Consider the following 22501-nt stretch of genomic DNA (forward strand, 5'->3'; position numbering starts at 1 on the left):
GGAACTGGTGGGCCGGCGCCAGGGTGACGGGGAACTCGTCGCTGACGTCGATCGTGAACAGCATGTTGACCCGCGCGTGCCGGTCGTCCTCGGGGCCGCCGTGGGGGTGGGCGGCGGCCTTCCGGCGGGTCCGGGGCCGCCTTCCGGCAGGACCGGAGGGCGGAGGCGGATCAGGTGCCGGCGAGCGGGAGGGAGGCGGCGACCACCTGACCCAGCGCCACCGCCCGCTCCAGCGCCTGGCGCAGCAGGTCCTCGCGGGGCTGGCGGCCGACCATGCCGGCCGGCACCGCGTACATCGTCACCTCGGAGAGCTGGCTCGCGGCCATCCGCCAGGCGTCGGTGACCTGGAGCGGCTGGTGCGCCTGCCACCAGCCGGTGCTGCCGCCCGCCGCGGCGGGCTGGAGAATCGCGTGCAGCTTGCCCATCGCGACCAGGACGGACCACCCGGGCAGCTGGTCCGGGGTCTCGTCCAGGTCGGTGACGGGCTGGAAGCCGGCGTCCTGGAGCAGGTCGAGGAACTCGTCCTCGCCCGAGGTGCTGCCGGGGCGGCCGACCGGCCCGGTCGGCTCGACCACCAGCGAGGCGTGCCCGACCTTGCCGTGCAGGACGAGTCCGCAGGTGATGCCGAGGATGGCGGCCTGGCCGGCCGCGGCGGGCTGGGCGGCGGACGGGCCGGGGCCGACGGGCACGGCCGGGGTCGGCGCGGGGCTGCCCGGTACGGGGGTGCCCGGTACGGCGGCGGGGGCGGCGAAGTCCGGGCCGCCGGGCCGGGACTGGCCGGGCTGGGACTGGCTGATGCTGCGGACGGCGCCGGCCAACTGCTCCTCGGAGACCGGTACGACCTGCGAGGGGATGCAGCGGGCGTGGGCGAAGGCGAGGACGGCGGTCTCGTCACCGACGAACAGCACGGTGCTGGTGGGCTCCACGTGCGTGTCGCCGGGCGTCCGGCAGGAGGTGCACTCGTAGCTGTCGGGGGCGCGGTCGCCGCCCAGCAGGCGGTCGGCCTCGTCGTCGCCGATCTCGGACCGGACCTCGTCGCTGACGTCGAGCATGCGCGGCACAGGGTCTCCTCGGATGGGTGCGGATGGGGTGCGGGGGCGGACACGGAGAGGTCGCCATGCCCAACGGGCCCTTGTGTCGGGCGTCACGGGTGCCCATGGAGGCTGACGGGAATTGCCCCGGATCCGACCGCGCGGCGTGTTCTCGTGGTCGCAATCTGTCGATGTCGGTGCCGGGACTGCCGGAATCAAACAGTGAGGTGGGTCACGCGGCCTGGATGTTTGATCTAGGAATCAATGGCTAAACCGGACATTCCGGGCGTGATTGCATGGTCGTTACCTCCGGTAACCCCTGTCTGAGCTGGGCAGACCGTCAGAGTTTTGGTTTCCCCGCCGACCGGCTCGTAGCTTCTTGGTCGGCGCAACGAGCGCCACCCGGGTTCACCCCCGACGCACAGCCCCCCGGTCCGCCGGGCGCGGCAGGTGCCCGCCGACGCGATCGCTCGAACAGGTCGCCCGGCGAGCGGCGAGGTGGCCGGGGCGGCAGCGGCACGTCCGACACGTGCACGGCCGTCCGACGGACGCGGCAAGCGAACGCGGCCCTTCCCAGGGCCTGGTTCCGCATGCCCGCCCGGGGCTGTCGAGAGGAACCCCATGACCTTCCGTCACGAGACCGCCGCTGCCACCACCACCGCCGCCACCAAGCGCAACCGCGTTCGGATGGCTGTCGTGGCGGGCGCCGCTGTCGCGGCCCTGCCGGTGGCCGGCCTCGTCACGGCCACCTCGGCCTCCGCCGCCTCCGTCTCCACCTGGGACGCCGTCGCCCAGTGCGAGAGCGGCGGCAACTGGGCCATCAACACCGGCAACGGCTTCTACGGCGGTCTGCAGTTCACCTCCAGCACCTGGGCCGCCTTCGGCGGCACCGCCTACGCCTCGCAGGCCAACCAGGCCACCAAGGCGCAGCAGATCGCCGTCGCCGAGAAGGTCCTGGCCTCGCAGGGCCCGGGCGCCTGGCCCGTCTGCTCCGTCAAGGCCGGCCTGACCAAGGGCGGCGCCCCGGCCGCCGTCGACACCTCGGCGGGCTCCGCCGCGGGCTCGACCACCGCCAAGCCGGCGCAGACCCCCAAGGCCGCCGCCAAGCCGGCCGAGGCCCCGAAGGCCGCCCCCAAGGCCCAGGCCGCGCCGAAGAACGACGCCGCCGCGCCGAAGGCGGCTCCGAAGGCGGCTCCGAAGGCCGACGCCCAGAAGTCCGCGCCGAAGGCCGACCAGGGTGCCAAGTCCTGGAACCGTTCGAACGACGCCAAGCCGGCCGCCAAGGGCAGCTACACCGTCAAGACCGGTGACACCCTGAGCTCCATCGCCGCCGCGCAGGGCCTGGACTGGCACGACCTGTACAAGAACAACGCCAAGGTCATCGGTGGCAACCCGGACCTGATCCTCCCGGGCCAGACCCTCAGCATCTGAGGTCCGAACCGGCACGTGAGGCCTCGTCGGTAGCCGGTGCCGGCTGCCCGGACTGCTCGGACTGCTCGGACTGCTCGGACTGTCCGGGTAGACCGGGTAGCGCGGGCTTCGCGGCGCCGAGGTGCTGGTGCGTTGACGCGCTGACGCGCTGACGCGTCGACGAGCTGACGTACCGAGGTGCTGACGCCTTGACGTACCGACGGGCCCGGCTTTGACGGCCGCTTCTCCGCCGCGCGGGTTTTTCCGCCGGCCGGGGGAGCGGCCGTCGGCGTTCCGTGATGCTGGGTCCGGCCGGCGACGGGTGCCGGGTTGGGCCCCGCCGTCCTGCGTGCCGTCCTTCGCACCGCCTCGGGGCCGGGCCTTCGGCCGGGGCTGGGCCCGGCAGGTGCCGGTGCGGGAGGATGGTGGGGTGATCCAGGGCGAGCTGTTCAGCGATCCGGGCGGGTCCATGGGGGCGCGCGAGCGCTCCGAGCCCGCCCCCGGCGCCGTCCTGCTCCCCGGTTGGCTGGACCTCGACGCGCAGCGCCGCCTGGTTACCGCCTGCCGGGAGTGGGCGCGCCCGCCGGCCGGCCTGCACGCCGTGCGGATGCCCACCGGCGGGATGATGTCCGTCCGGATGGTGAGCCTGGGCCTGCACTGGTACCCGTACGGGTACCGGCGGGTCGCCGAGGACGGGGCGCCCGTCAAGCCGTTCCCGCCGCTGCTCGGGGAGCTGGCGCGCAGGGCCGTCGCCGAGGCGTACGGGGACGCGCTGGCGGAGGTCGCGGGTGGGGCCTCGTACGCGCCGGACATCGCGATCGTCAACCACTACGCGCACGGCGCGAAGATGGGCCTCCACCAGGACCGCGACGAGCGGGCGGACGCGCCGGTGGTCTCGCTCTCGTTGGGCGATGGATGCGTCTTCCGGCTCGGGAACACCGAGACCAGGACCCGGCCGTGGACGGACCTGGAGCTGCGCAGCGGCGACCTCCTGGTGTTCGGGGGCCCGTCCCGGTTCGCGTACCACGGGGTGGTGCGGACGCTGCCGGGGACGGCCGATCCGGCGCTGGGGCTGGTCGGGCGGCTCAACATCACGGTGCGGGAGTCGGGGCTGGGGGAGTAGGCGGAGTGGGCGGGTCCGCGGGTCCGCGGGTCCGCGGGGCGGTGGGGTGGTGGGGCGTCCCTTCCGTCACTTGTTCGTTTGATCGCCTACTCGTCTACTCGTTCGAGTGAACTGGGCGTTCCGGACCGGTGCGCGGGAATGACCCGGGTCGCCAGGGGATTCGAGTGAGCTGGAGAATTCGTTCGGAGTCCGGAGAGGAAGCGTGCGCATGGGTACCCCCGTCGACGACCTTGTCGATCTGCTCGACCTTGAGCAGATCGAACTCAACATCTTTCGTGGGCGCAGCCCCGAGGAAGCGCTGCAACGGACGTTCGGCGGCCAGGTCGCCGGTCAGGCGCTGGTGGCGGCGGGGCGCACGGTGGACGACGAGCGCCCGGTGCACTCGCTGCACGCCTACTTCCTGCGCCCCGGCGTCCCCGGCGTGCCGATCGTCTACCAGGTCGACCGGATCCGAGACGGCCGCTCCTTCACCACCCGGCGGGTGCTCGGCATCCAGGGCGGGCGGTCGATCTTCGCACTCACCGCGGACTTCCACAGACCCGAGGAGGCCGGCATCGAGCACCAGTTCCCGATGCCGGCGGTCGCCGCCCCCGAGGATCTGCCCAGCGCCCTGGACGAGGTCGGCTCCCGACTCGGTGAGCTGCCCCCCTTCATCAGCCGCCGCCAGCCGTTCGACATTCGCTACGTCGACCGGCTGCGCTGGACCACGGAGGAACTCGAGGGCGTCGAGGCGCGCAGCGGCGTCTGGCTGCGCACCAACGGCCCGCTGCCGGACGATCCGCTGATCCACGTCTGCGCCCTCACCTACGCCAGCGACATGACGCTGCTCGACGCCGTCCGCGCCCCGGTCGAGCCGCTGTGGGGCGAGCGGAACTTCGACATGGCCTCGCTCGACCACGCGATGTGGTTCCACCAGCCGTTCCGGACGGACGACTGGCTGCTCTACCAGCAGGAGTCCCCGATCGCCCACGGCGCCCGCGGCCTGGCCCGCGGGCAGATCTTCGACCGGCACGGCCGGCTGGTGGTGTCCGTGGTGCAGGAGGGGCTGTTCCGTCCACTGAAGCGCCGCGACGGGTAGGCGGGTGGACAGGCAGGCGGGCAGGCGGGTGGACGGGCAGGCGGGTAGGCGGGTAGGCGGGTGGACGGGCAGGGGCCGGGCGGCTGATCCGTGTGGCCGGTGTTGTTGTCCCCGGTGTGCCCGGTGTTGTGCTCCGTGTCGGTGTGTTGCCGCGGTGTTGCGGTTTCGGCGGTTCGCGCCCGGCGGGAATGATCCGTCCGCACGGACGGTGTTGTGAATGACCGAGACGGACGGCCCGAACCGCGGGCCGTCCGCGGACCGACCGGGAGGGTGGACCGATGACGGAGACGGCCGCGGAGGACTGGAAGCACTGGAGCGACGGCCGGGCGGCGTCCGTGAGCGCGCTGCACGGCCAGCTCGCACTCACCGGCACCCACTGGCTGGAGCCCGAGCCCGCCGAGGTCCCCGGCCTGCCCGGGCTCTGGTGGGCCGACGCCGAGGGCGTCCGGGTCCGGGCGGCGGCGTCCGACGGCATCACGGTCGACGGCGCCGACGCACCGGTGGACGGCGAGGCGCTGCTCCGCCCGGACACTGACCCGGCCGCCGACACCGCCACCCTGGACGCCCTGCTGCTCGTCCCGATCGAGCGTGAGGGCGAGCTCGCTCTGCGGGTCTTCGACCCGGCCGCACCCCGCCGGGTCGCGTTCGCCGGCATCTCCGCCTACCCGTACGCGCCGGAGTGGGCCGTGCCCGCGGTCTTCACCCCGTTCACGGACGACGACGCGCGGTCGGTCGTGGTCCCCAACGCGGACGGCCGGGAGCGCCCACTGGCCGTCTCCGGGCAGATCGCCTTCACGGTGGCGGGTGAGCACCGCACCCTCACCGTGAGCCGGTCGGGCGACCGGCTCAGCGGGGTGATCGCGGACGCCACCAGCGGCATCGACACCTACCGCTTCCGTTTCATCACCCTGCCCGCGCCCGACGCCGAGGGCCGCACCGTCCTCGACCTCAACCGGGCGTACCTGCCGCCGTGCGCCTTCTCGGAGCACTTCATCTGCCCGTTCCCGCCGCCGGGCAACCGGCTGGACTTCGCGGTGGAGGCCGGCGAGAAGCAGGTGCTCGGCCGGTAGCGGGAGCCGGAGCCGGAGCCGGAGCGGGGCGCACGGGACCGGGGCTTCGCCGGGCAGGCTCCGTGCCCGGCTCCGGGGCGGGTTTCGAGGTCGGCGCCGAGGCCGGCGCCGACGCCAGACGTGGAGAGCACGGCGGGGACCAGGGGCGGGACCGAGGACCGGGGCCCCGGTGCGAGGCCGCCCGGGGGCGGGGCGGAGCATGGGGGATTATGTCGAAGGATCAACATTCCACGCCGCCCACCGCCGCGGAGCCCGAACAGGATCCCGCCCCAGGGCCGGGGCACGGACCGGCGCCGGAGGCGGCCGCCGACGCGCCCTGGTACCGGCGGGCGTTCGCCGACCTCAGCCCACTGCGCGAGAACCCCGACTACCGCCGGCTCTGGGCCGGGCAGGCCGTCTCCTCCATAGGCCAGCAGATGACGGCCGTCGCCGTCTCCGTCCAGGTCTACGACCTGACCGGCTCGGCCTTCGCGACCGGCCTCGTCGGCATCTTCTCCCTCGTTCCGCTGGTCGCCTTCGGCCTCTACGGCGGCGCCATCGCCGACACCGTCGACCGGCGTCGGCTGGGCCTGCTCGGCTCGGCCGGCCTGGCCGTCGTCTCCGCCGTCCTGGCCGCGCAGGCCCTGGCCGGCCTCGGCCTGGTCGCCGTCCTCTACGCCGCCGTCGCCGTCCAGGCCGGCTTCTTCGCGATCAGCTCCCCCGCCCGCTCCGCGATGATCCCCCGCCTGGTGCCCAGCCACCAGCTCCCGGCGGCGAACGCCCTGAACACCGTCAGCATGAACCTCGGCCTCACCGTCGGCCCGATGCTCGGCGGCGTCCTCATCGGCGCGTACGGCGCCCAAGCCGCCTATCTGGTCGACACCGTCGCCTTCACCGCCACCCTCTACGCGATGTGGCGCCTGCCCGCCATGCGGCCGCTCGGCGAGCGCAAGGGCCGCGCCTCCGTCCTCGACGGCCTCCGCTTCCTGCGCGAGCAGCCCAACCTGCGCACCAGCTTCCTCGCCGACCTGGCCGCCATGGTCTTCGGCATGCCGCGCGCCCTCTTCCCCGCCATCGCGGTCACCTTCTACGGCGGCGACGCCGGCACCGTCGGCCTGCTGGTCTCCGCCCCGGCCGTCGGCGCCCTGATCGGCGCGCTCTTCTCCGGCTGGGTCGGCCGCGTGCACCGCCAGGGCGTCGCCGTCCTCGCCGCCGTCACCGCCTGGGGCCTCGCCATCGCGGCCTTCGGCGCCCTCCATAACCTCTGGCTCGGCCTCCTGCTGCTCGCGGTCGCGGGCTGCGCCGACACCGTCAGCATGATCTTCCGCAACACGATGATGCAGGTCGCGGCCCCGGACGAGATGCGCGGCCGCCTCCAGGGGATCTTCATCGTGGTCGTCGCCGGCGGCCCCCGCCTCGGGGACTTCGAGTCCGGCAGCGTCGCCGCCCTCACCAACCCCGCCACCTCCGTGATCACCGGCGGCCTCGCCTGCGTCGCCGCGGTCTTCCTCCTCGCCGCCCGCCGCCCCGCCTTCCTCACCTACGACGCCCGCCACCCCACCCCCTGACCCACCCGCCCCCAGAACCTGGCAGCGAGCACCCCCCGACGTGCTGTATTGTTTTCCACGTCGCCGGGACAACCGGAGACAAGGTCGAGAAGCCCACAGCAGAGCCCCCCAGGCCCCGCTGCAGGCACCGAGACCACGGGACGTGGCGCAGCTTGGTAGCGCACTTGACTGGGGGTCAAGGGGTCGCAGGTTCAAATCCTGTCGTCCCGACGTGAGTCGGAAAGGCCGTTGGCCGGGAGAAATCCCAGGTCAGCGGCCTTTCGCATGACGCCCCGTCAGCGAAACGAGCCACCTGCGAACACCCCTAAAAGATCTTGCTGGGGACCAGCTGGGGACCAGCACCTTCCGAGCGGACCTCGAGGAGCTGCCCCGGGGACCAGCCGGTCGAAGACCCACCTGTCCCTTCCCGGCCAGAATAGCCGCAGGAATGGGTCGCGTGGAGTGCCCACGCCGGAATTCCCTCACCTCGGTTCCAACCGTGCCGTGACGAATCCCGGACGTTCCGGAGCAGTGCCCCTGATCAATCGCCAGCCAGCTCCCTGACCGCCGACGCTGTAGCAAATTCGACGCAGGCCCCAAACGGGCCGGAACCGTGCTTCAACCACCATCCGGGTTCACCGGTGCCGCTGCGCACCATTGTTGACACCCCACAAGCACAGGCTGCAGGGGCACTTCCCCCTGCGGCCGGGCGGACCGGGCACGTCATGGCCGGCCTTCGGCGCCGGGCTCACCCCGATGGAGCCTTACCGGTCCGGCGGCGAGGTGGAGGAGAATGGTCCCGCGCAGGTCTCAGTGAGGCGGAGGGGCGAGGGGTGCTGTACGAAACCGCAAAGATGGCGCTGGAACAGCTCACGGACGATCGTGCCCTGGAGCGGGTGGCCCTGCGGGTGCTCCGGAGGCGCTACCCGAATCTCCGCCTCACCAGCGCCACCAGTGACACCGGCCTCGACGGCTACGATCGCCCCTTGTTCGAGGACGAGATCGACCTGGCCCTGTGGGTCAGCATGCAGGGCACGTGGACCACGAAGCTCACCATCGAGCTGGAGAAGCACAAGCAGCACGGACGTACCGCGCCGGCCATCTTCGTGATGAACCGCTCGACGAACGACATCGCGAAGGCGAAGCAGCGGAAGCGGGCGAAGGACGACTTCGGGGTGGACCTGGAGATCTTTGACCTCAGCGATCTCGTCGTCGAGCTGGAGTCGGACGACCTGCGCTGGGTGGCCGAGGCCGAGCTGGGGGTCCGTCCGCGTCAGCCCAGGGCCCTGGCCACTGCGGAGGTGTACCTGGATCGGCTCTCCCGCACGGTGCCCGGGATGGCCGCTGAGCTCCGCGGCGCTGCCGAGATCCAGAGTCAGCTCCGCGCCCAGCTCGCCCCGGAGTCTTCAGGGGGCCGGGTGGTCGTGGCGGAGGGCCCCGGCGGCTCCGGGAAGACCAGGATCGTGATCGAGGCGGCCCGGTCCGTCGCCACGACCCTGGTCGTCCCTACTGGGGCTCCCTTCACGCTGGACTCGCTCACAGAGGTGGGGTTGGACGCTCCGCTGATCCTCGTGATCGACGACGCCCATCGCAGCGAAAGCCTGTCCGCGGTGGCCGCGATGCTTGCCGACCAGCGGTTCGACCGAGTCCGGCTGGTCCTCATCGTTCGCCCGGGCCAGCGCGAGCGGACGCTCTACGCCGCCGGAGCCGAGCGCCAGGCCGGCATCCCGGTCGTGCTTCGCCGCCTGGACCGTCCGGAGATCGACATGATCATCACGGACCACGGGATTCAGCGGGAGGAGTTCCGCACGGCCGTCATCGGCCTGGCCGGCGGCAATCCCCTGCTCGCCCACGCCGCCTGCCAAGTGGCCCTGTCCAACGGGAAGTTCGACTGGAGCGACGCCTCCAGCCTCCTGCGGGAGCTGGTCGCCGACAGGCTCCGGGCGCTGGACGACCCTGGCTTGCACTGGACTGTCGCGGTCGCTCTCGCTCTGCTGACCAAGGCCGGCGACCTGGCAGGGCACCACGGAGGTCAGGACCTCGCTGCTCTCCACGGCGCGGTCTCCAGTTTGCCGTCCGAGCCCGATCGGCTCGACCGGCTCCTGGACGACCTCGCCGACGCCGGGCTGGTGGACACGCCGCCCTACACCTTCCGCCCCGACCTTGCCGCTGCCGTTGTCCTGGCCGACGCCCTCACCTCGGGGGCCAAGGTCCGGCTGAACCCGGAAGCCGCCCTGCGCTGCCTGGCCGCCCACTCGGGCCTCACCCCGGAGATGACCGTGCAGGAGCACGCGGACGCCCTGGATGCCGCGACTCGGCGCCTCGATCCGCAGATCGGGGTGCTGGCCGCAGCCGCCCGCGACAGCGGCAACCGGGCCGCCGCTTCGGCGATCACCGCCTTCGTCCTCGGCCTGCTCCCCGAAGACGCCCACCTTGGCCACTGGACCAGCGTTGTCCGCCTCGCCTCCCAGGCCGCCCCCGCTGATCCGACACTTCTCGTGCAGCTCACCGAACGGCTGGTCCGACAGTGGCCTGTGCCGGCCTCCGAGCAGCTCTGGGGAGACACTGACGCGGTCGCCTACTACCGGTTCGAACTGGACCGCATGTGTCAGGAGTTCGCCCGGCTGGCAGGACGCACCAACCCCGAGACCGCCCCGGCGGCGGTGGCATCCGTGCTGGACATTGCCTGGCTGATGGATGCCGCCCGGCCCGTCTTCGGCGGCCACCAGCCGGACGGCCTGTTGCGCGTATTCCGTACATGGACCGGTCCGAGCGGCCAGCACATTGGACAGGCACTGATGGGACGCCGAGGCGCCCTGCTCGGCGCGATCTCGCGCTGGGTCCGGGACCGCACCGCAGAACCGCCCATGGGGCTCGACCCCGAAGACGCGGCCAAGCGGGGCCCCGAGTCCGTCGCCCGAGTCCTCCTCGCAGCCCTGCAGCCCTACCTGGAGATCACTGTCGAACTCGTGCGGCACGCCACGCCCGAGCACGCGAGGACCCTCAACATCAGCACCGCTACGCTTCCCGACCTTCCGGAGACTCGGGACCAGCTCGACCAGGCCCTCGATCTACTCAAACCGCTGCTCGCCGAATCGGCCCTGCACCAGCCCGAGCACCTGAACCTCCTCAACGCGCTGGTCGCCGTACCCGAGCAGCTGCGGCAGGCCGCGGGCCGCGGCCTGCCCGGCAACCATCACCAGACGCTGCCCGCGCACGCCGAGCAGATCCTGATGGGGGCCGCCTCGAGGTTTGCCGAGAAGATCGCCGCGCGGTGGACGGACCTTCCGCTGTCCGTACGGCGACGGGCGGTCGAGGCCGCGCTCGGAACAGGCACCCGCCGGACCGACCTGGCAGGAGCTGCAGCCAACGGCGAGCCCATCGCCGTGGCGGCACTCAGCGACCCGGGGCTCTTGCACCTCCTCGTCGTTCAGCCGCCCAACACCTTCACCGCCACCTGGGCCGAGGACGTCGCAACCCAGAAGTCCACGGCCGTCACGCTGGCCGGTCAGCTGACCACCGCTCAGGCCATTGACCTGCTAGAAGCCGCCGATCCCTCCTTCTTCGGTACGGCGCACGAGGTGCTCCCGGCCTTCGCCGCAGCGGTAGGCGAGAGCGCGACTGACGCTGATCCCGTCCTGGACCGCATCGCTAGCGGGCCACTGCCAGGAGATGCTGCGCTGCTGGCCGGCCTGGCGACCCAGCACACGGACCGGGTCTGGCAGTGGGTTTCGGAACATGCGGGTGACCCCAGGCTCGCGGGGCTCGCACTCGCGATGGCGGACGACCACCCTGAACAGGAAGAGAAGCTCCTTCGTGCTCTCGCGGACGCGGTAACCGGAACCGAGGCCGCTGAGCAGGCCGCCATCTGCACACAGGTCGCCCGGCATGCGTGGCACTGCACGAGATCAGCCGAGGACCGCCTTGGACGCCTGGCCCTGATGGGCATCCAGGGGCCGGCTCAGACGGTTCCTGCGGTACTGGAGGCGATCGGGATGGTGCTCCATTCCAATGCACCGGTGGACCCCGAAGCGGTGAACGCTTGCGTGGCCGTGCTGGAGCGGGGGCTCACCACCGACACCACCGGCCTCCTGAATAACGACAGCCTCGGCCTCATCAGCCACGGAGTGATCCAGATCGCCCGCCGGTCGCCCGAGAGGTTCGCCCAGGTCCTGGCAGGACATGTCCTCGGAGGTCGCCGCCTGCCGGCTTCCTGGACGGAGCACCTCGAGAGGCTCGACATTGCGGTGCGTGACGAGATCACCGCCGCGTTCGAGCAGCGCTGGTCGACAGCACCGGCCACCGCCCTCGACGACTCCGTCGAAGACGTGCTGTGCGAGACGCTTACTGCGATCGGCAAGGACACTGACGCCTGGTCGCGAGCACTAGTCGAGTGGGCCGGCGGACCGCCGAGCGCACGCCGCCGAGCGGCGAAGGCGGTTCACCTGGCCTGGTCGAGCAGTACCTGGGCACAGGTTGTCCCAGAGCTCCTGGTTGCTGGGCTGACCCCTGAAAGCCAGGAGCTGATCCTGCACGGGTTGGCGGCGGTGAACGCCGTGTTCACCGACTTGGACGCCGTGATCCGCCCCCGCCGGGAGGCTGCGGAGAAGCTGAAGTCCCACCCCGACGCCTTGGTGCAGGCGTTCGCCACCACCGCGCTGGAACGCCTCGACAGTTCCGCCTCGGCCTTCCGGGGCATGCAGCAACGCAGCCGCACGGGCTACCCCACCTGATCCGGAACGGCCGCCAGCCCGGGAGTGCCTGATGGGCCTTCCGGGCCGTTGAGTTCGGTCCCACTGGGCTGCCGAACTGCGTCGAGGAAGCTCCGCTGGACTGGGACAGCAGCTTCGCCGCAGGGTGGGCCGAGGGCCCGGTCGTGGTGTACCTGTGACCGGAGGCTCCGCCTTCGTGGGGTTCAGCGGCGCGTGACGGTGTAGCCGGTGTTCTCCAGGGCCTTCGTCCAGACGTCCCGGTTGAACCCTTCGTGATGTCCGGCGAGACTGCGGTGAGGGTGTCCATGCGGGCCTGCCAGTCGTGGCCGGTGTCACCGCGGAAGTCGCAGCCGGGGCAGCCGTCTTCGCCGTGCAGGTGGCCGGCCATCCAGGCGTTGACCGCGACGTTGAGGATGACGGAGTAGAGATCGCCTCCACTCTCCACGAGGGCATCTGGCACGCCGGCGAGGATCATCGCGAGTTCGGGGTTGTCCACGGGCGGGAATGGACCCTCGCCCACGGTGAGGTCGGCGTGTTCGCGCTCCTGGGCCGCGGAGGCGATGGCGGCGGCGAGCGCTGCGGGGTCGATGCGGCCGAGCGCCTCTCGCTTCTTGATGCCGAGCCTCCTGGCGAGGGCAGTGGCCTGCTGCTCGATGGCGTCTGCCACCCCGTTGGGGCCCAGCGTTACGCCGCGGCGGGCCAGTTCGGAGAGAGTTCTGCCGAGGGAGTCCTGGAACGGTGCACTGTCGTGGTTCAAGCTCTGTTCCGAGGTCTTGACAGCCTGGTTGGTGGCCTCCGGGATCATATGCGTGGGACAGCGGTGCTGGCGGGCACCCACCGGATGGGTGCCCGCCAACACGGATGTTCAACGAACGACGTAGAGGCGGCGAACGGGGGCGGCGGGCTCAGGCTCGACCGGCGTGGCCTCGCGACCCGCGCTGAGGTGCGCGCTGAGCTTGTTGCCAGCCTCGATGTAGTCAGCGTGCGAAGGGTGGAGGTACCGCTGGGTCGTTGTAATCTGCCCGTGTCCGGCGATTCGTTGGAGGACGTGCAGGCGCACGCCGGCGTCGGCGAGCCAGGTGAGGCCGGTGTGCCGCAGGCCGTGGCGGCGAAGCCAGGCGTAGCCGAGCGCAGTGACGACCTCGTCCCAGTGGGTGGCGTCACGGAGCACGGCGGTGCTGATGCGGCCACCGCGGGGGCCGGTGAACAGCCGTGCCATCGGGTCGTGTCCGACGACGGTGAGCCGCCAGGTCACCATGTCGCGGATCTCTTCGATGATCGGGACGGTGCGCTTGCGCTTGCCCTTGGTGCCCTTGTCGGTCAGACCGCCGGGGCCAGGCGTGGTCTGCCGGATCAGGTCCCAGGTCCAGTCGAAGCGGTTGATGTCCTTGACCCGGACGCCGGAGACCTCGCCGATACGGGCGCCGGTGCAGGCGGCGAAGCGGACGACGTCGCCCCAGATCCGGTAGTTGCCGTGGGAGCGGGCTACAAGCGCCTCGGCCAAGGCGTCGAGGGTGTCCCAGTCGGGCAGGGCGAGGGCGCGCGGGTTGTCCAGCTCGTCCTCGTACTGCTTGTACAAGGACTGCCAGCCTGTCAGCCGACAGGGGTTGAGGTCGATGATGCCGTCTCGGCGGGCCTGCTCCATGATCCGGACAAGGGGCGCGAGGGTGTTCTTGACGGAGGACTTGCCGACCTCGTCGGAGATCCAGGCGTTCAGGGCCCGGTCGGTGATCCCGTTGGTCATCGACACCACCGGGACGTGGCCCATGGTTGGGACGACGCGCAGCTTCCATCCGGCCCGGTAGGGGTCGAGGGTCTTCGGCTCCAGGCCGCGCATGGCCAGGTCCCAGTTCTCGTCGCCGTAGTCGGCCAACGTCACGTTCGAGAGCGAGGGAACGATTCCGCGCTTGGCCGCCTTGCGAAGACGGTCGATCCAGTCCTTCGCCTCGTCGTCGGAGGCGACGGAATTGGACAGCGACTTCCGTCCGCTGCCGTTGGGATCCCACCAGCGAACGCGTGCGCGGTAGCGGAATTCGGGGCGCCGGTCTGCGCGGAACTCGATGTCGTCGGTCAGGTCGATTGCGATCGGGACGGTTATGGGGGTATCAGCCAAGCTATGCAGCCTCCGGTTCTGCGGGAGCTATTCGTTGGGAGAAGAGCCATGCCTGCGTGTCGGGGATGGAGTAGACGACGGTGCGGTTGGCGAGGCGGACGAAGGGCGGGCCTTGAGGAGGCTTGGCGTTGCGCCAGCGGCGGAGCGTAGACGGATCGACCTTCAGGAGCGGCGCGAGCTCGTCGGCGGTGTACCAGCCGCTGTGGAGCAGATCGACGGCCGAAGCGGATGTGGTGTCGTCCCCGTGTTCTGCGGCGGTTCCACCGACAGGCTGCAGGCCACTCACGCCGCATGCCCTGTGTTAGGCGCCGAGCGCGGGGCGAGAGTCGAAGGTTGTGCGGACGGTTGGGGCATGTCGGTGATCCTCGGGGCTGATTGAAATAGGTGCGAACGGCTAGCTGTCGGCCGACGCAGGTCTCGCCGAGTTGACGAAGTCGAGTGCGGAGGGCAGCGGCGGCAGCTGGAGCCTGTCGGCCCGCATCTGGTCTCGGACGGCCTTGAGCCGCGTGCAGTCCTCGTGGGCCATGCGGTCGAGTTCGTCCGCCTGGCGGGCCAGCTGTTCGTAGCGGGCCGATCCGAGGGCTTGACGTGCCTGAAGGCGACGGCTGTGGGCTTCGCGGGTGGAGATCAGCGCGGTGCGGACGTCGACGTCGTGTTCGCGGAAGGCGGCGAGTACGGCTCGTGCTGACCCAGACGGCGGCGCTTCGACGAGGTGGTCTTCGCCGGTTACCCATGCCGCTGCCTCCCAGATGGACAGGGTCACGTCGGGCAGGAGATCGACGTTGATCTGGCTCTCCAGTGGGATGAGCAGCGCCACGAGGGGCAGATCGAGGGCGTGGGCGAGAACGAGGGCCTCCTCCACCTTGAGCGAGTCCCGCTGACCCTTCTCGATCTTGGTGATGGTGTTCGCGGCGATCGGTACGCCTCGTGCCGCGCAGGCTGCTGAGAGGTCGCCGGTCGTCATGCCGCGTTGGGCCCGGTGCGTCTTGACTGTGTGGGCGATCCGCGCCGTGAGCGCGGCCGGCCATTGCTGCTTCGGTTCTGTCACAAGAGAAGAATATACCGGTCATCTTCTTCGCCCAAGGCAGATGTGATAGATGTTTCTCGCACAGAGAACATCGCTTGGGAGGGAAGTTGCCGTGAACGCAGTCCGGACTGCCCGGTCGGGAAAGTACTCGCCGGAGGCTCTAGCTGCCCTCCCACCAGCGATTCCGTTGTCGATGGCCAACGAGCTGCTCTCGCTCGGCAGGACGGTTGGCTATCGCATGGTTCGGGAGGGGCGCTACCCGGTCACCGTCGTGGAGGTCGGCGGCAACTACCGCGTGATCACCGAAGACCTCCTCCACTTCCTGCGCCCGCGTACCTCCCGGAACGTGGCGTAGGCACTGCGCTGCCGGGCATCCCGGCTTCGACGTGGGACGATCCCTCCAACAGGCAGTGTTGTCCGCACCGGCGCCCATTGATCTCGCGCAGGCGAGATGGCGAGAGGAACTGCATGCCGGATGTTGAGCAGGCCATCGCGATGTCGGAGGAACGCCTGCCGGTAATGCTGGCGGCCAGATGGGTGCTCGGCGGCAGGACGCCGCGCCAGCACCAGGAACGGTACACAGCGTTCCTCGATGTGATCGACGACGAGTTCACGGCCGCTGAGATCACGGTCGGCTACGACAGCCGCGCCTACGCCAACAAGAACCTGCTTCCCGAGTGGCTGGAGGACGTCGCCGCTGGCCATGAACCCTCGGCGGCGACCGAGGGTCTGCTCCGCCGGGAACTGGAGCGCGTCGGCGACCGCGCGCCCGACCTGGCGCGAAAGCTCAAGAGTGCGCTCGAACAGGCTTGCCGTGCATGGTCACACATGCTCCAGGGGATCTTGCTGGCCAACGCCGGCGACATCGTCGCGATCTTCCACGAGTATCAGCTGCAGCTCGGCTGGGACATGCGCGACCTTTTCCGTACGACGCTTCCCTGTGCACGGTTGCGCACGAATGAGGTCTCCTGGCTCGTCGGGCGCGTTCCGGCCGTCCTCGGTCTGTTCCTTGGCGAGCGTGAGAGCGGTCTGATCGGATTGGTTCTGGAGCGGGAGCGCACCCAGAAGTTCGACGCCGACACGTGCGCCCTGTTCCTGCGCAACGCGGTCACGCTCCTGGGCCGACCGGAGCTTGCTTCGTGCGTGGAGGCCGATCTAAGTACCTCCGATTCGGAGCTGGAGGACCGCGAGGAGCCGTTGCCGGCACTCGGCCTCCCGCATTCGGGGTTCGGCACTGGCTTCCAGGACTTCGGCCTGACACGAGCTGATCTGCTGCCCGCCCTGCAGGCGGCCTGGAACGGGAGGGAAGTACCCGCACCGAAGCGTGCCCGCCGTCGGAAGGCGTAGCTGCCGGGAGGACGACACTGCGATTGCCAGCACGTTCCCAGGGGCCGGAGCCCGACCAATGCGGCCAGGTCGGCGGTAGCAGGATGGCTGGGTGGCGGATACGAGTAGTGAGCCGGCCGAGCTGTTCGACGGCACCGCACCGTACTACGCGGCCTACAGGCCGGGCTACGACGAGCTGATGTTCACCCACGTCGCCGAGCACCTCGGTCTCGACGGCGCCGGGTGCGCACTGGACCTGGGCACCGGCACCGGAGCGGTGGCAATGCCCCTGGCCCGCATGGTGAACTCGGTGATCGCCGTCGATCCGCAACCGGGCATGCTCGCCGAGGCCCGAGCGCTCTCCGCCGACAGCGTGACCAACATCGAATGGCGCCTGGGCGAGGCGGCACAACTGGCCAGCATGGACCTGGCGCCGCTCCGGCTGGTGACCGCAGGAGCCGCCTTCCATTGGATGGACCGCGCCGTCGTCGCCCAGGACCTGGATGCCTTCATCGACAACGGAGGCGCGATCGTGCTGGCCTCCGGCGGAATCCGGGCGACATTGCCCCGGCGTCCTGGTCGGACACGATCAGGGAGGCCCGGGTCCGGTACCTCGGCCCAGAGCGCCGAGCCGGGCGCGGCACCTACACCCACCCGGCCGAGCGTCACCAGGGCGTGCTGGCCCGTTCCCCGTTCTCCCAGATCGAGACCGCACACTGGGACCGGACGGTCGTCCGAACCGCGGACGAGGTGGCCAGCCTGCAGCTCCCCTGCAGCTACAGCAGCCCGCGCCAACTCGGCCCGGATACGAAGGCGTTCGTGAACGGCGTCCGCGACGCCCTGCTGGCCTTCGACCCGGCGGGCACCTTCGAGCAGACGATCCGCACGGAGGCGATCATCGCCCGTCGCCCGTGACGGAGCCTCCCGTCTGTTCCGGCAGCGCGAACTCTGACAGCGGGTCCGTCACGGTCGTACGCCAGCGTCTGCGGTGGCCGGTGGCTCGCAGTCGGAAGTACACGGTCTCGCGGCGCTCGTCGTCGGCCGTGCCGAAGTGGCCGCCGATGTTGTGGGCGAGGAGGTAGTGCGCGAGGAGCAGGCTTCCGGCAGGGCCGGTCACCTGCAGTGGGGCGGGTAGTTCCACGGGCGGGTACGGGGCGCTGTCGTATAGCGCGTCGGCTCCGTGTTCGCGGAGCCAGGCGGCGGTGTGAAGGTGGCTGCCGGGCCAGACCCACAGGTTGCCGCGGTCGCGCTGTCGCTGGTCGGTGAGCAGCAGGCCGGCGAGAAGGGTGAACGTCCCTGGGCGGCCGTCGTCCTCGGTGGGGGTGAGGCCGTCGATGTGCGGGGCGCTGGGGCGGTGGGGGTGTGGAGGCAGGGTGAAGGCGAGCTGCGCGACTTCCGGCGCCGGAAGGCCTAGCCCCACGCGCAGGAACGGCTGGACTGCGTCGGAGATCCCGCTGATCTCGTAGAGGTCCCGCAGCTCGGTGTCCTGGGCCAGTGGCGGCCACAGGAAGTAGGAGCCGGTGTGGTCAGGTGCGGGCGGGGCGATGGCGATGTGCCTGCCGAGCAGCGAGCGCCAGCGCCGGATCAGCCCTGCATCCAGGAAGCCGGGCAGCACGCAGTAGCCGTCGCGGTGAAATGAACTGATGGTGGCGGGAGTTGTTGTCTCCATCACATCGTGGAAACGAGCGACGGGCGATCGGCGTAACGCAGTTCCCGATCGGTGATCACGGGAACTGGGCCGCAGTAGCGGAGCCGGCCGCGCGGTAGCCTGCGTGAACGTGCGCCGGATGACCCGTCTGAGGGGACGGTGCTCCGGGCGCGGTGTTCGGACTGAGCAGTATGAGGCCGGGCCGGATGGAGAGGAACAGGACCGACGTGCAACCGGAGGCGTTGTTCGGGCAGCTGGCCGCCGATGACGGGTTCGGCCAGTATCGGGAGTGGGCGGAGTGCCTGACGGCCTGGGCGGAGCGGCGGATCGGTGGCGTCCAGGGGCGTGAGGAGGCCGTGCGGCTGCTCGCGGAGGCCTTGCACCGCTTCCCGCGAACGCCGCTCGGGTTCGGCGCACCGTTGGTGACGGCGTCGCTGGAGGAGGTGGCGGTGTCCGTCGGAGACGGGACCGAGGCGGCCCGGCAGGTGGGGCGCGTGCTGGCCTGCCACCGTGAGGCAGTGACCTCTGGGTCGTCGGCGGTCGGTGCGCGCCGGCATGTGCTGGCGGAGATGCTGCGGGAGCGCCCTGACCGCGGACTGGGGGCAGCGTTGGCGGGGAGCGCCGTGCTCGGTGACAGTGCCGGAGCGTGGGCCAGGGCCGTGGTGGACGACCGGGGGCCCTCCGCGCCCCCGCGCGTCAGCCTGTCGCTGTACCGCGATCACATCGATCCGCCATACAGCCGTGACGACAACGTCCTCAACACCGGTGTGTATGCGACCGGCCCTGGGGCCTGCGACCTTCTCCACGAGAGCACGGCCTACGGTCTGCTCCTGGCTTCCCTGCCGGGACTGGAGGACGATGCGGTCGAGCTTGCCCTCGGGCGGCTTCTCCACGACAAGCTGATCGAGGACGTCGTCGGCATCGTCTCGCCGCGCCGGTGCGTGGTGCTGCTGGAGCGCGGATTCCGCCGGCCGGACCGGTCCTGGTCGCCGCTGCTGGTCGATCTGGACACGGAGGAGGGCCAGGCCGTCTGGGCGGGGATCGCCCTGCGGGAATGGGCTGTGTGGGCGGCGCTGCGCCGGTTCGACCTCACCGAGCCCGCTCCCGGCCGGGTGCGTGGGCGCTACAGGCCGGATGCGGTGCTGCCGCACGCCGGTGCCGTACAGGTGGTCGCGCCGGACGGCACGGGCAGCACCGCTCGGATCGTCTCCGCCAGGTTGATCGACTGGCGGGCCCCGTCGTGGCGTCGCAACTCCTGGGACCTCGGGCCCGGGGAAGCGGACGGTCAGTAGTCGACTTCGCCCGTGGATCCGGCGCGAAGCACCGTGACCAGGGTGCCGAGGGCGAGTTCGGCGTCCAGCAGCACTGGCGGGTTGCCCGGGACGGGGCCGGGTTCGAGGTCGTCGGCCGTCAGCCCGCGGGCCGGGCGCAGGGCGGTGCCGCAGGCGTCCAGCAGCTCGCCGAGGGGGCCGTTGGCCATGGCGGCGTACTCGGCGAGGGCGGCGAGGCGGCGGTGGAGCGCGCGAAGCCGGTCGGCGCTGCTCGCCGCTTCCGTCTCCGTGTCATCGGGGCGGAGTCTGTCGAGTAGGTCGGTAGCGACGGCGATCTCGTAGTCGTCGAAGACCCACGTCCGGCGGTTGAGGGACCGCGAGGCCGTGGTGAGCGGGACGCGGACGGAGTCCTGGCGCGGCGTTGCCGCGAGGGTGTCGGGGTCGGTGCGGGCTTCCCGGTAGGTGAGTGCACCGGCATCCAGAGCTTGCCGTACGACTTCGCGCAGCAGCGCCTGCGGGGACAGCGGCGGCAGGTACGGCGTCCAGGAATGCCCGCACGGGCAGGTCAGCAGCGCGGGCTCGCCCCAGTGCCCGGCCATGGTGAGATCGCGGTCGTGGCGGCAGGTCGGGCACTGCACGGCCGGGTGGTGCTCGGCTGCCTGCGGGGACAGTCGCGGAAGTTCGAAGGGTGTCCCGTGCGGCGGGTGATGGCGAATGACCACGTGCAGGTTGCCGGCGCCGTCGTGTCCGAGGCGCCTGGTCTGGATTCTCCACGTCACCGTCGCCACCCTAGCCGTACGGCTTCGGTGGTGGGCCCGTCCCAGCCGGGGACTGGGCGGTCAGTAGTCGACATCGCCGGTGGCGCCCGCGCCGAGGACCCCGTGGACCGCCGCCAGCGCCTCGCGGGCGTCTACGAGTACCGGCGACACACCAGACCGTGTAGGACCCGGCTCCAGGTCGTCCATGGTCAGCACATCGATCGGCCGCATTACTTCCACGGCCTGTCTCAGGAAGCGTCCCAGGCGCTTTCGCGTCCACCTGCTGCGCGTTGCCAACGCCCGGTACATGTCGACGACCCTGGCCAGCTGCTCCTCCTCCGTGCGTCTCCGCTGGGACAGGGCAGCCAGGTCCTCAGGGCTCCAGTACACCCGCAGGCCGGCCCGTGCCAGCAGGTCGGAGGCGACACGGCCCTCGTAGTCGCTGAAGACCCACTTCCCGCGGTTGAGATCACGCCCCGCCTCGACGACGATGGGGCCGACGGCATCGTGGAGCGGGGTCGGGTTGGCGTCGGCCGCACCGACCTTGATCAGCCGGTAGCGGATCCCGTTGAACGGTTCTCCGACTGCCAGGCGGATCAGCTTCCGCAGGAGCTGCTCGGGCGGCAGGCCAGGCAGCAGGGGTGTCCAGGAGTGCCCGCACAGGCAGGTCAGCTGGGCCGGGTCACCCCAGGCCCCGGAGACGGTCAGGCCACGGTCCGCCATGCACACGGGGCAGTGGACGACCAGCTCGGCTGCGCCGTCGGGCAGTGGGCTGCTGGTGGTCCAGAACACCTGGCCGCGTCTCCTGGCGACGGTGGTGTAGTCGCTGACGCGGTGGCAGGTCTCCAACATCACGGTGCCGGCGCCGTCGTGGCTGACGCGGCTCGTGGGGAACGTCCAGGTCACCTGCCCAGCCTAGGGTGGTCAGGGCACGGCCGTCACGGACTTCGCCTGTGGTCGGGCGACCGGCGTCGGCTGGCTGCCGGCACGACAGCCAGGGCACCGAGGGCGTGTTCGGGGTCCAGCAGTGTGGCCCGCGTGCACGCGACCGGCGGGCGCGACACCGTCACCGCGTCGTTCGGGAGACGGGACACCGCGCGGCACCGCAGGACGGCAGCCGGGAGTCTCGGCTCGGTCCGCGCCGGCGGCGGGCCCGAGAGCAAGGTGAGCGCTAGCCTGCCCGTCATGACGCTCACCCCGGCCGAACGGATGCTGATCGGCTTCATACGGCAGCAGGCCGAACTGGAACGGTCGTTCGATCGATGGGGCACCGTCGACTGGACGTACCGGTCGGTGTACGACTTCCTGCTCGCCCATGGCCAGTGGTGCACTCCGGCGGCGCTGCCGTCCGGAGTCGGCCCCATGCCGGAACGGCACTGCTACGCCAACGCGCGGCGTACCGAACTGGCGCACCCATCCCTGGTCTACACGGAGGGCTGGGCGGTCTCCGTACACGCCGGAACCCCGTTCGCGCACGGCTGGTGCACGACCGCGGAGGGAGTGGCTGTGGACCCGACCTGGTCCTGGTCCGGCGCCGGGGGCAGCGCCTATTTCGGCGTCCTGTTCACCGACTCCGCGCTTCGCCCCGGTCTCGACGGCGGAGGCGTCCTGGAGGATCCCGAGACCGCCTTCCCGCTGCTGCGCGACGGCTGGCCCCTGGAGCAGCCCTTGCCGTAAGCGGCCGACCCCGGGTCGGCCGCGCTCTGGATCTGGGGGGCGGGTGACGCGCTCGCCGGTGCTCCGGTGAGGACTGGGCGGAAGATGGTCGCCCCGCGGGCGTCCTGCCGTTGGCCTGACCAGGCTACTCCTCCTCGCCGCGGCGCATCTGCCACAGCACCAGCTCGGGCAGCAGTCCGGGGGTGGGAGGCCACGACGTGGTGGGCCTGCGGCCGGCGACAGCGCCCGTGTCGAACGCGGCGTCGGGAGCGCTCGCGGCGGACAGCAAGCCCGTGAACCACCCCATGAACGCGGCCTGCTGGACGAACGCGGCTTCGTCCGGTTGCGGAGGCATCCCCCCCTCTGCCCGTTCCACCTCGTCGTAGTACCGGTTGGTGGCCTTCACCGCGTCGGTGAGGCTCAGGTCGTCGGCGAGCAGAAGGCTGGCCCTGGTGAGGTCCCGGAAGCCGCAGTCCCGCTCGCCCTCGTCGCCCAAGAGGATCAGCTCACCACCGTCCTGACCAACGGGTTGGTCGAGGTAGGCGAGGAACAGCCGGATCTGCGAGCCGTCCTCGACCACCACACCGACCCCGGGAAGGGGCAGGCTGCGAAGCGCTCGCGCGGGCACCCGCTCGTCGGGCCCCTGGCAGTACCCCACGCCGCCGTGCACCAGGGCGTGCCGCCCGCCGCTGCGCCAGGCACCGACGGCCGCGATCCGCACCGCGTCCCAGAGGGCCTGCTCCGCGGGAACA

19 protein-coding genes, 1 tRNA gene and 1 pseudogene are annotated in these 22501 nt (G+C 71.1%); 13 read left to right on the top strand and 8 right to left on the bottom strand.

All coding sequences use genetic code 11. From position 1 onward, the window contains the following. Nucleotides 1-170: 170 nt before the first annotated feature. On the bottom strand, nucleotides 171-1061 hold the full coding sequence (locus AB0E96_RS20430; RefSeq protein WP_359825533.1) for a hypothetical protein: 891 nt from the start codon (nucleotides 1059-1061) through the stop codon (nucleotides 171-173). Nucleotides 1062-1652: 591 nt separating this feature from the next. Here AB0E96_RS20430 and AB0E96_RS20435 point away from each other — a divergent pair. From AB0E96_RS20435 to AB0E96_RS20465, 7 genes are all read left to right on the top strand, one after another. Next, entirely contained in the window at nucleotides 1653-2462 is an 810-nt protein-coding gene (locus AB0E96_RS20435) for a transglycosylase family protein (RefSeq protein ID WP_359825535.1), read from the top strand. A gap of 448 nt (nucleotides 2463-2910) precedes the next feature. Beyond that, a complete protein-coding gene (locus AB0E96_RS20440; RefSeq protein WP_359825574.1) occupies nucleotides 2911-3564 on the top strand; it encodes an alpha-ketoglutarate-dependent dioxygenase AlkB in 654 nt (217 codons plus the stop codon). 208 nt (nucleotides 3565-3772) lie between these two features. Next, nucleotides 3773-4642: an acyl-CoA thioesterase II gene (locus AB0E96_RS20445; RefSeq protein WP_359825538.1), complete on the top strand. Its 870-nt coding sequence runs from the start codon at nucleotides 3773-3775 to the stop codon at nucleotides 4640-4642. Between the two features lie 278 nt (nucleotides 4643-4920). After that, complete coding sequence (locus AB0E96_RS20450) at nucleotides 4921-5712, top strand: DUF1684 domain-containing protein (protein ID WP_359825539.1); 792 nt, start codon at nucleotides 4921-4923, stop codon at nucleotides 5710-5712. 209 nt (nucleotides 5713-5921) lie between these two features. Continuing rightward, nucleotides 5922-7259, top strand: coding sequence for an MFS transporter (locus tag AB0E96_RS20455; protein ID WP_359825542.1), 1338 nt, complete (start codon nucleotides 5922-5924; stop codon nucleotides 7257-7259). Nucleotides 7260-7395: 136 nt separating this feature from the next. Next, nucleotides 7396-7469: transfer RNA gene (locus AB0E96_RS20460), tRNA-Pro, on the top strand. 602 nt (nucleotides 7470-8071) lie between these two features. Next, the gene (locus tag AB0E96_RS20465; RefSeq protein WP_359825544.1) at nucleotides 8072-11971 is read left to right on the top strand and encodes a hypothetical protein; all 3900 of its coding nucleotides are present in this window, start codon (nucleotides 8072-8074) and stop codon (nucleotides 11969-11971) included. Between the two features lie 844 nt (nucleotides 11972-12815). Here the strand turns inward: AB0E96_RS20465 and AB0E96_RS20470 are convergent. From AB0E96_RS20470 to AB0E96_RS20480, 3 genes are all read right to left on the bottom strand, one after another. Then, a complete protein-coding gene (locus AB0E96_RS20470) occupies nucleotides 12816-14063 on the bottom strand; it encodes a site-specific integrase (RefSeq protein WP_359825549.1) in 1248 nt (415 codons plus the stop codon). Nucleotide 14064: 1 nt separating this feature from the next. Beyond that, nucleotides 14065-14349, bottom strand: a complete 285-nt coding sequence (locus tag AB0E96_RS20475) for a helix-turn-helix domain-containing protein (RefSeq protein ID WP_359825551.1) — start codon at nucleotides 14347-14349, stop codon at nucleotides 14065-14067. 108 nt (nucleotides 14350-14457) lie between these two features. Further along, nucleotides 14458-15111 carry a helix-turn-helix transcriptional regulator gene (locus AB0E96_RS20480; RefSeq protein ID WP_359825552.1) on the bottom strand — a complete coding sequence of 218 codons (654 nt, stop codon included), beginning with the start codon at nucleotides 15109-15111 and terminating at the stop codon, nucleotides 14458-14460. 172 nt (nucleotides 15112-15283) lie between these two features. Here AB0E96_RS20480 and AB0E96_RS20485 point away from each other — a divergent pair, with 172 nt between their 5' ends. The 4 genes and pseudogenes from AB0E96_RS20485 (at nucleotide 15284) to AB0E96_RS20500 (ending at nucleotide 17331) form a co-directional block, all read left to right on the top strand. After that, the gene (locus tag AB0E96_RS20485; RefSeq protein WP_359825555.1) at nucleotides 15284-15445 is read left to right on the top strand and encodes a hypothetical protein; all 162 of its coding nucleotides are present in this window, start codon (nucleotides 15284-15286) and stop codon (nucleotides 15443-15445) included. Between the two features lie 113 nt (nucleotides 15446-15558). After that, complete coding sequence (locus tag AB0E96_RS20490; protein WP_359825557.1) at nucleotides 15559-16437, top strand: hypothetical protein; 879 nt, start codon at nucleotides 15559-15561, stop codon at nucleotides 16435-16437. Between the two features lie 178 nt (nucleotides 16438-16615). Beyond that, nucleotides 16616-16891: pseudogene (locus AB0E96_RS20495) on the top strand (class I SAM-dependent methyltransferase); the annotation flags it as partial. Between the two features lie 200 nt (nucleotides 16892-17091). After that, nucleotides 17092-17331, top strand: a complete 240-nt coding sequence (locus AB0E96_RS20500) for a hypothetical protein (RefSeq protein ID WP_359825576.1) — start codon at nucleotides 17092-17094, stop codon at nucleotides 17329-17331. On the opposite strand, the gene AB0E96_RS20505 is transcribed toward AB0E96_RS20500, so the two are convergent. Beyond that, the gene (locus tag AB0E96_RS20505) at nucleotides 17312-18085 is read right to left on the bottom strand and encodes a phytanoyl-CoA dioxygenase family protein (protein WP_359825560.1); all 774 of its coding nucleotides are present in this window, start codon (nucleotides 18083-18085) and stop codon (nucleotides 17312-17314) included. The two genes, AB0E96_RS20500 and AB0E96_RS20505, sit on opposite strands and share 20 nt — an antisense overlap. Before the next feature lie 206 nt (nucleotides 18086-18291). Between AB0E96_RS20505 and AB0E96_RS20510 the strand changes: the two genes are divergently transcribed. Continuing rightward, complete coding sequence (locus AB0E96_RS20510; protein ID WP_359825562.1) at nucleotides 18292-19356, top strand: hypothetical protein; 1065 nt, start codon at nucleotides 18292-18294, stop codon at nucleotides 19354-19356. Here the strand turns inward: AB0E96_RS20510 and AB0E96_RS20515 are convergent. Both AB0E96_RS20515 and AB0E96_RS20520 read right to left on the bottom strand, forming a co-directional pair. Continuing rightward, nucleotides 19350-20114 carry a hypothetical protein gene (locus AB0E96_RS20515; protein ID WP_359825565.1) on the bottom strand — a complete coding sequence of 255 codons (765 nt, stop codon included), beginning with the start codon at nucleotides 20112-20114 and terminating at the stop codon, nucleotides 19350-19352. The genes AB0E96_RS20510 and AB0E96_RS20515 overlap by 7 nt on opposite strands. A 60-nt stretch (nucleotides 20115-20174) precedes the next feature. After that, nucleotides 20175-20999 carry a hypothetical protein gene (locus AB0E96_RS20520; protein ID WP_359825567.1) on the bottom strand — a complete coding sequence of 275 codons (825 nt, stop codon included), beginning with the start codon at nucleotides 20997-20999 and terminating at the stop codon, nucleotides 20175-20177. Nucleotides 21000-21278: 279 nt separating this feature from the next. Here AB0E96_RS20520 and AB0E96_RS20525 point away from each other — a divergent pair, with 279 nt between their 5' ends. Beyond that, the gene (locus AB0E96_RS20525; protein WP_359825569.1) at nucleotides 21279-21770 is read left to right on the top strand and encodes a hypothetical protein; all 492 of its coding nucleotides are present in this window, start codon (nucleotides 21279-21281) and stop codon (nucleotides 21768-21770) included. A 124-nt stretch (nucleotides 21771-21894) separates the two neighbouring features. On the opposite strand, the gene AB0E96_RS20530 is transcribed toward AB0E96_RS20525, so the two are convergent. Further along, a partial coding sequence (locus AB0E96_RS20530; protein ID WP_359825571.1) for a hypothetical protein occupies nucleotides 21895-22501 on the bottom strand: 607 nt, incomplete at its 5' end.

Source organism: Kitasatospora sp. NPDC036755, assembly GCF_040636595.1.
In the GTDB taxonomy this organism is placed as follows: Bacteria; Actinomycetota; Actinomycetes; order Streptomycetales; family Streptomycetaceae; genus Kitasatospora.

Bases quoted from the DNA above. Each gene is read 5' to 3' on its own strand.
- AB0E96_RS20435 (WP_359825535.1), top strand. From the start codon at position 1,653: ATGACCTTCCGTCACGAGACCGCCGCTGCCACCACCACCGCCGCCACC.
- AB0E96_RS20440 (WP_359825574.1), top strand. From the start codon at position 2,911: ATGGGGGCGCGCGAGCGCTCCGAGCCCGCCCCCGGCGCCGTCCTGCTC.
- AB0E96_RS20505 (WP_359825560.1), bottom strand. From the start codon at position 18,085: ATGGAGACAACAACTCCCGCCACCATCAGTTCATTTCACCGCGACGGC.
- AB0E96_RS20445 (WP_359825538.1), top strand. From the start codon at position 3,773: ATGGGTACCCCCGTCGACGACCTTGTCGATCTGCTCGACCTTGAGCAG.
- AB0E96_RS20490 (WP_359825557.1), top strand. From the start codon at position 15,559: ATGCCGGATGTTGAGCAGGCCATCGCGATGTCGGAGGAACGCCTGCCG.
- AB0E96_RS20525 (WP_359825569.1), top strand. From the start codon at position 21,279: ATGACGCTCACCCCGGCCGAACGGATGCTGATCGGCTTCATACGGCAG.
- AB0E96_RS20455 (WP_359825542.1), top strand. From the start codon at position 5,922: ATGTCGAAGGATCAACATTCCACGCCGCCCACCGCCGCGGAGCCCGAA.
- AB0E96_RS20485 (WP_359825555.1), top strand. From the start codon at position 15,284: ATGGCCAACGAGCTGCTCTCGCTCGGCAGGACGGTTGGCTATCGCATG.
- AB0E96_RS20450 (WP_359825539.1), top strand. From the start codon at position 4,921: ATGACGGAGACGGCCGCGGAGGACTGGAAGCACTGGAGCGACGGCCGG.